The organism is Sphingomonas sanguinis (assembly GCF_001476905.1).
GTDB lineage: Bacteria > Pseudomonadota > Alphaproteobacteria > Sphingomonadales > Sphingomonadaceae > Sphingomonas > Sphingomonas sanguinis_B.
Map to the genome: position 1 here is coordinate 42,364 of NZ_LDTE01000051.1, position 7,676 is coordinate 50,039.

Here is a 7,676-nt window from a genome sequence, read left to right on the forward strand (position 1 = left end):
TCCGATACGGAACCAAGCTTTGGCCCAAAGTGGGAAGAAGCGGCGGCGTTGGAACGAAGATTGCGCGTTTGGGTAATTTCCGTTTAAAGCACGGCCACGGACTCAAAGAGCCGCCTGGAGAGGACATGATCGACGATTTCGACTTCGCGCTGGGCGAAAGTGCGGACATGATCCGCGAAGCGACCCGCCGTTTCGCGACCGACCGGATCGCGCCGCTGGCCGCGCGGATGGACGCGGAAGACTGGTTTCCCCGTGACCTATGGCCCGACATGGGCGCACTGGGCCTGCATGGCATCACCGTCGCGGAGGCCGATGGCGGCCTGGGCCTGGGCTATCTGGAACATGTCGTCGCGATTGAAGAAGTGTCGCGCGCCTCGGCCTCGCTGGGCCTGTCTTACGGCGCGCATTCCAACCTGTGCGTCAATCAGATCAGCCGTTGGGGCAATGCGGAGCAGAAGGCGAAATATCTGCCCGGCCTGATCTCGGGCGAGCATGTCGGCAGCCTGGCCATGTCGGAGGTTTCTGCGGGTTCGGACGTCGTGTCGATGAAGCTGCGCGCGGTGAAGGCGGATGGCGGCTGGGTGCTGAACGGCACGAAGTTCTGGATCACCAACGCCCCCTATGCCGAGACGCTGGTCGTCTATGCCAAGACGGGCGAGGGGAGCCGGGGCATTACCGCCTTCCTGATCGAGAAGGACATGGCGGGCTTTGCGATCGGCCAGAAGATCGACAAGATGGGCATGCGCGGAAGCCCGACCGCCGAGCTGGTCTTCAACGACTGTTTCGTCGGCGATGCGCAGGTGATGGGGCCGGTCAATGGCGGCGTCGGTGTGCTGATGAGCGGGCTCGACTATGAGCGTGCGGTGCTGGCGGGCATCCAGCTGGGCATCATGCAGGCGTGCCTCGACGTGGTCGTGCCCTATGTTCGAGAGCGGCGGCAGTTCGGCCGGGCGATCGGCGAGTTCCAGCTGATCCAGGCGAAGATCGCCGACATGTATGTCGCGCTCAATTCCGCCCGTGCCTATGTCTATGCGGTGGCGCGGAGCTGCGACGCCGGGCGCACCACGCGGTTCGACGCGGCGGGCGCGATCCTGCTGGCCAGCGAGAACGCGGTGAAGGTCTCGCTCGAGGCGATTCAGGCGTTGGGTGGCGCGGGCTATACCAAGGACTGGCCGGTCGAACGTTTCGCGCGTGATGCAAAACTGCTCGATATCGGGGCAGGGACCAATGAAATCCGCCGGATGCTGATCGGGCGCGAACTGATCGGCAAGCTCGAAAAGGTGGCGCAATGAGCCTTGGGGTGAAGTGATGGGTGCGGTTCTTCCCACGCGGATCGCGCGCGATGATGCGACGTTCCGCACCAACGCCGATCACAACCGGGCCCTCGCCGAGCGCCTCCGCGCCGATGTCGCCAAGGCTGGGCTCGGCGGTAGTAACGCCTCGCGCGAACGCCACATGGCGCGCGGCAAGCTGCTCCCTCGCGACCGGGTGGAGCAGTTGCTCGATGCGGGCTCGCCTTTCCTGGAAATCGGTCAGCTCGCCGCCAACGGCCTGTACGACGATGCGGTCCCCGGTGCCGGGGTGATTGCGGGCATTGGCCGGGTGCATGGCCGCCAGGTGATGATCCTCGCCAATGACGCGACGGTGAAGGGCGGCACCTATTTCCCGCTGACCGTCAAGAAGCATCTCCGCGCGCAGGAGATCGCGCTGGAGAACCGATTGCCTTGCATCTATCTGGTCGACAGCGGCGGCGCGAACCTGCCGCATCAGGCGGAGGTCTTTCCCGACCGCGATCATTTCGGCCGCATCTTCTTCAACCAGGCGCAGATGTCGGCGGCGGGCATCCCGCAAATCGCCTGTGTGATGGGCAGCTGTACGGCGGGCGGCGCGTATGTGCCCGCCATGTCGGACGAGACGGTGATCGTGCGCGGGCAGGGGACGATCTTCCTCGCCGGGCCGCCGCTGGTGAAGGCCGCGACCGGCGAGGTCATTTCGGCCGAGGAACTGGGTGGCGCGGACACCCATGGCCGCAAGTCGGGCGTGGTAGATCATGTCGCCGAGAATGACGATCACGCGCTGTCGATCGTCCGCGATATCGTCGAAACGCTGCCCCCGCAGAGCCTGCCTGACGTGAACCTCGCCGAGGCGGACGAACCGCTCTACCCGGCGGAGGAACTCTACGGCCTGATCCCGCAGGACGTGCGCGCGCCCTATGACGTGCATGAGGTGATCGCCCGGCTGGTCGACGGATCGCGTTTCCACGAATTCAAGGCGCTGTACGGCGCGTCGCTGGTCTGCGGCTTTGCGCATATCCACGGCAAGCCGGTCGCGATCCTGGCCAATAACGGCGTGCTGTTCTCGGAAAGCGCGCAGAAGGGCGCGCATTTCATCGAACTGGCCTGTCAGCGGCGCATTCCCTTGCTGTTCCTCCAGAATATCTCAGGCTTCATGGTCGGCGGTCGCTACGAGGCCGAGGGGATCGCCAAGCATGGCGCCAAGCTGGTGACGGCGGTGGCGACCGCGCAGGTGCCCAAGATCACCGTGCTGATCGGTGGCAGCTTCGGGGCGGGCAATTACGGCATGTGCGGGCGCGCCTATAGCCCTCGCTTCCTGTTCACCTGGCCCAATGCGCGGATCAGCGTGATGGGCGGCGAACAGGCGGCGAGCGTGCTGGCGACCGTGCACCGTGACGCCGACAGCTGGACGCCGGACGAGGCGGAGGCGTTCAAGGCCCCCATCCGCCAGCGTTACGAGGACGAGGGCAACCCCTGGTACGCGACCGCACGGCTGTGGGATGACGGTATCGTCGATCCGGCGCAGACACGGGATGTGCTGGGCTTGGCGCTGGATGCGTGTCTGAATTCGCCGATCGCGGAGGCGCCCCGGTTCGGGGTGTTCCGCATGTAATGGCGATGGACCTGACCATCGACGGCGCGACCCTCACGGACGAGGCCGATTTCCATGCCCGTATCCGCGAAACCTCGGGCGTCGAATGGTATGGCGGCAGTCTCGACGCCTTGTTCGACCTGCTGATCGCGGTCGTCGAGCCGCCGATTGCGCTGACCCTCACCAATGCGGCGGCGGCGCGCAAGGTGATCGGCGAGCGGTTCGATCGTATCCTGACCGTGATCTTTGACGCCATCGCCGAACGACCGGGTGCCATCACGTTGAAGCTGGAATCCTGATGATGAAGAGCCTCCTCATCGCCAATCGCGGCGAGATTGCCTGCCGCATCATCCGCACCGCGCGGGAGATGGGCCTGCGCACGATCGCGGTCTATTCCGAAGCCGATGCGCAGGCGCTGCATGTGCGACTTGCGGACGAGGCCATGCTGATCGGCCCGGCCCCGGCGCGCGAAAGCTATTTGGATGCCGCTCGCATCCTCGCCGCCGCACGCGAGAGCGGGGCGGAGGCGATTCATCCGGGCTATGGCTTTCTTTCCGAAAATACCGAGTTCGCCGAAAACGTAATCGCCGCCGGGCTGGTCTGGGTCGGGCCAAACCCCGACAGCATCCGCGCCATGGGCCTGAAGGATGCCGCCAAGGCGCGGATGATTGCCGCCGGTGTGCCCGTCACCCCCGGCTATCTCGGCGAGGACCAGAGTCCGGACCGCCTCGCCGCCGAAGCCGATGCGGTCGGCTATCCCGTGCTCATCAAGGCGGTCGCGGGCGGCGGCGGCAAGGGGATGCGCCGGGTCGACGACCCCGCCGCCTTCGCCGAGGCGCTGGCCTCCTGCCGTCGCGAGGCGGCGGCTTCGTTTGGCGACGACCGGGTGCTGATCGAGAAATATATCCTCTCGCCGCGCCATATCGAGGTGCAGGTCTTCGGCGACCGCCACGGGCGGGTGGTGCATCTGTTCGAGCGCGACTGTTCGCTGCAACGCCGCCATCAGAAGGTGATCGAGGAAGCCCCCGCACCGGGCATGGACGATGCGACCCGCGAGGCCGTCTGCGGTGCCGCCGTCCGCGCCGCACAGGCGGTGGACTATGTCGGCGCTGGTACGATCGAGTTCATCGCCGACGCCTCCGAAGGACTTCGCGCCGACCGCGTCTGGTTCATGGAGATGAACACCCGGCTTCAGGTCGAGCATCCCGTGACCGAGGCGATCACCGGCGTCGATCTGGTCGAATGGCAGCTGCGCGTCGCGGCGGGCGAGCCCTTGCCGATGGCGCAAGCGGACCTTGCCATTCACGGTCACGCCATTGAGGCCCGCCTCTATGCCGAGGACCCGGCCAAGGGTTTCCTGCCCGCCATCGGCACGCTGGAGGTGTTCGACCTCGGCGATGATCCCGCGATCCGCATCGACACCGGGGTCGAGGAAGGCGCGGAGATCACTTCCTGGTACGACCCGATGATCGCCAAGGTCATCGCCCATGGCGACACCCGCGACGAAGCGCGCGAGGCGCTGGCCGATGCGCTGGACGAAGCGGTGATCTGGCCGGTGCGCACCAATGCCGGGTTCCTGGTCCAGGCGCTCGACCATCCCGACTTCGCGAGCGGCCAAGTCGACACCGGCCTGATCGCGCGCGAGGGCGAGGCGCTGATGCCGCCCGCCGAGCCGTCCGAAGAGGCGCTGGCGGAAGCCGCCGCCGCTTTGATCGGGCAGGATGGCTTCTCTGGTTTCCGCCTGAACGCCGCGCCTCGGCGGAACGCACGCTTCCTGCTCGATGGGCGACCGATCACGGTCGATTTTAGCGAAGCGGGCGATGTGCCCCCGGCGCCGACCGACGAGGTGCTGATCTCGGAGGGCGGGCAGAGCTGGTCCTTCACCCGCTGGCGCGCCGATGGGCTGGCGGCGGGCGGGGCGGCGGACGGCGGTATCCTGTCGCCCATGCCCGGCCGGATCATCGCGGTCGCCGTGACCGAGGGGCAAGGGGTGAGCGCAGGCCAGCCGCTCGTCACGCTGGAGGCGATGAAGATGGAGCATGTCCTGACCGCGCCCTTCGACGGGGTGGTCACCGACCTGAAGGTCAAGACCGGTGGGCAGGTGGCGGAGGGGATCGCGCTGGTCCGCATCGTGGCAGAGGATGCGGCATGAGCGGGCGCTTCTTCGACGACTGGACGATCGGCGACCGGATCGAGCACCCCATCCGCCGCACCGTGACCGAGACGGACAATCTGCTGTTCTCGACCATGACCCATAACCCGCAACCGCTGCACATCGATGCGGAGGCGGCCAGGGCGAGCGAGTTCGGCCAGATCCTCGTCAACGGCACCTTCACCTTTTCGCTGATGGTCGGACTGTCGGTGGGGGAGACGACGCTGGGGACGCTGGTGGCGAACCTTGGTTACGACGAACTGGTCATGCCCGCCCCAGTGTTCCTCGGCGACACGCTGCGCGCGACGAGCGAGGTGACGGCCTTGCGCGAGAGCAAGTCGCGGCCCGGCGTGGGGCTGGTGACCTTCCGGCACGAGGCGCTGAACCAGCGGGGTGAAGTGGTGTGCCGGTGCCTGAGAACGGCCTTGGTGAAGAAGCGGGGCTAGGGGGCGCTTACAACCGCGTCCGAACCCCGATCCAGAGTGTCCGGGGCGTCGCCCGCTCGATCAGGCCCGTACCGCTATATGCCGCCTCGACCCGCGCATCGGCGAGATTCTCCGCCCGGGCCTCGATCAGCCAGCCGCGCACCACCGGCACCGCGGCATAGGCATCCAGCGTCGTCGCGGGCGCGAGCGAGCGGATATTCTGGTCGTCCTCATATTGTCGCCCGACATGGCGCAGCGTCCCGCTCAACACCGCCCCGCGTTGCTCCACCGCCAGAGTCCCCGAAAACTGGTCGCGCGGTGTCTGGGCCGGGCGCAGGCCGTCTAGCGGAGCGGCATTGCCCGACGCCTCCACCCGCGCATCGACATGCGACCAGGACGCGCGGGCGCTGAACGGCCCGGCGGCGGCATTGGCTTCCAGCTCGAACCCCTGGGATCGGATCGCATCGAGATTCTGCCGCATCCGGTACACGCCATTTGCCGCGACGAAGCCGACGCCGGGGAACGTCCCCGGCCCGCGCCCCATGGTCACATTGGCGATGGCATCGGTCAGCCGGTTGACGAAGTATGTGCCCGACAGCCGAACCCCCGTCGCCGGGGTCAGGTCGAAACCACCCTCGACCCCCTCGACATGCTCGGGGTTTAGCGCGGCATTGGCGGCGGTCGCATCGGCTCCCGCGCGGAACGGCCGGTAGAGTTCGTTGAGTGTCGGCAGCCGCCACCCGCGATAGGCCGCCGCCCGAAGGGTCAGTGGCTGCGCGACCCGCAGCGCCGCGCCCAGCCGCCCGGTAAATTCCTGGCCGGACCGGTTCGGAAAATCGGTGTCGGTCAGCACCGCGCCGGTTGCCAGCACGCCTTCATCCAGTCGTCCATTGCGGATGCGCCAGTCATCCACCCGCGCGGCGGCGGTGACGGTCAGCGCGCCCGCCTCGACACTGCCGTCGGCGAACAGCCCCATGGTGCGCGTCGCGCCGCCCGCCTCGCGTCGCCGGGTCGGACGTCCCGCGACATAGGTGTAGAGCTCCTGCGTTCGCCCGCTGGTGTCGCGGATATCACCGCCCAGCCGCAGTGTGATCGCATCACCGAGCGGCGGCGACACCTCGATCCGCCCGCCAAGGCCCGTGGCGGGGACATTATACTGGTCGAGCGTCAGCGTGGCCGCCGTTCGCGCGGCGTTCACGCTGGCATAGCGCGAGGCGAATTGCCGCGTCTGGACATAGGCCAGCGCCGACCAGCCCCAGCGCCCCCGCCCGACCAGCCGCACGCTGGCATCCGCGCCGTCCGAACGATTGTCGGTGAAGTCGGTCCCCCGATCGCGCGAGTCGTGAAAGGCGGCGAGGGTCATCTGCAACTCGGTGGCGGGTACGATCCCGATGACCCCGCGCGCCGCGCCCGAATATTGTTCGTAAGGCGCGGGCCGGTCGGCGGGGCCGCGTTGTCCCTCGACGATGGGCGTGAATCCGTCGCCGCGCGCATAGGCTCCCGACACCGTCAGGAAGCCGCCCTCCCGTACCAGGGAGGCTGCCCCCTGTGCATCGACCGAATGGCGGCTGCCATAGGAGAGGGCCATGTCCAGCGGGGACAGTTGATCGGGCGTCGCACTGTCCATCTCGATCGTGCCCGCCAGCGCGCCCGGCCCCCAGAAACCCGATCCGCCGCCGCGCGTCACCCGAATGCGCCCCAGCCGCCCGGTCGCATAGGCGGGAAACACCACCCAGCCACCGAACGGATCGGCCTGCGGCACGCCGTCCAGTACCAGCAGCGCGCGGCTCGACGCATTGCCGCCCAGGCCGCGCAACATGATTCCCTGTGAGGTCGGATGCGCCGAGCGGCTGTCCGATCGGCGAAACTGCTGGAGCCCCGCGACGTCGGCGAGGACATTTTCCAGCCGCTGTGAGGCGTTCTGCGTGATCCGGTTGCGGTCGATCATCACCACGTCCAGCGCCCGGTCGCCCGGCTGGTCGGCCAGGCCTCGTCCGGTGACGATGATGGTTTCGGGTTCGGTGGTTTGGGCGGAGAGAGTGGCGGGCGCGAGCGTGAGAGCGAGCAGAGGCAGGCGGTGGAATGCGGGCATGGTTTTTGGGGGTTCCCCTTTGCTCCCCTGATAGGGGTGTCATGATGGGAAGACGAATCGGATTGCTGTTGGCTCCACGCTTGTGAAATCCACGCCCCTCCCGCAAGCGGGAGGGGATGGG

Annotated in this window: 6 protein-coding genes; 5 read left to right on the top strand and 1 reads right to left on the bottom strand. The window is 67.5% G+C overall.

Features of this window, described 5'->3' with window-relative positions:
- Positions 1-125 precede the first annotated feature (125 nt).
- The 5 genes from SB4_RS09215 to SB4_RS09235 are packed head-to-tail and all read left to right on the top strand — an operon-like array spanning position 126 to position 5,484.
- Complete coding sequence (locus SB4_RS09215; protein WP_058752342.1) at positions 126-1,292, top strand: acyl-CoA dehydrogenase family protein; 1,167 nt, start codon at positions 126-128, stop codon at positions 1,290-1,292.
- Between the two features lie 16 nt (positions 1,293-1,308).
- Complete coding sequence (locus SB4_RS09220) at positions 1,309-2,907, top strand: carboxyl transferase domain-containing protein (protein WP_058752343.1); 1,599 nt, start codon at positions 1,309-1,311, stop codon at positions 2,905-2,907.
- A 5-nt stretch (positions 2,908-2,912) separates the two neighbouring features.
- Positions 2,913-3,185: a barstar family protein gene (locus SB4_RS09225; RefSeq protein WP_193753777.1), complete on the top strand. Its 273-nt coding sequence runs from the start codon at positions 2,913-2,915 to the stop codon at positions 3,183-3,185.
- Positions 3,185-5,038 carry an acetyl/propionyl/methylcrotonyl-CoA carboxylase subunit alpha gene (locus SB4_RS09230; RefSeq protein WP_058752345.1) on the top strand — a complete coding sequence of 618 codons (1,854 nt, stop codon included), beginning with the start codon at positions 3,185-3,187 and terminating at the stop codon, positions 5,036-5,038. The genes SB4_RS09225 and SB4_RS09230 overlap by 1 nt, the downstream gene beginning before the upstream one ends.
- Positions 5,035-5,484 carry a MaoC family dehydratase gene (locus SB4_RS09235; protein ID WP_058752346.1) on the top strand — a complete coding sequence of 150 codons (450 nt, stop codon included), beginning with the start codon at positions 5,035-5,037 and terminating at the stop codon, positions 5,482-5,484. The genes SB4_RS09230 and SB4_RS09235 overlap by 4 nt, the downstream gene beginning before the upstream one ends.
- A gap of 7 nt (positions 5,485-5,491) precedes the next feature.
- Here the strand turns inward: SB4_RS09235 and SB4_RS09240 are convergent, their stop codons facing one another.
- On the bottom strand, positions 5,492-7,555 hold the full coding sequence (locus SB4_RS09240; protein WP_058752347.1) for a TonB-dependent receptor: 2,064 nt from the start codon (positions 7,553-7,555) through the stop codon (positions 5,492-5,494).
- Positions 7,556-7,676 lie beyond the last annotated feature (121 nt).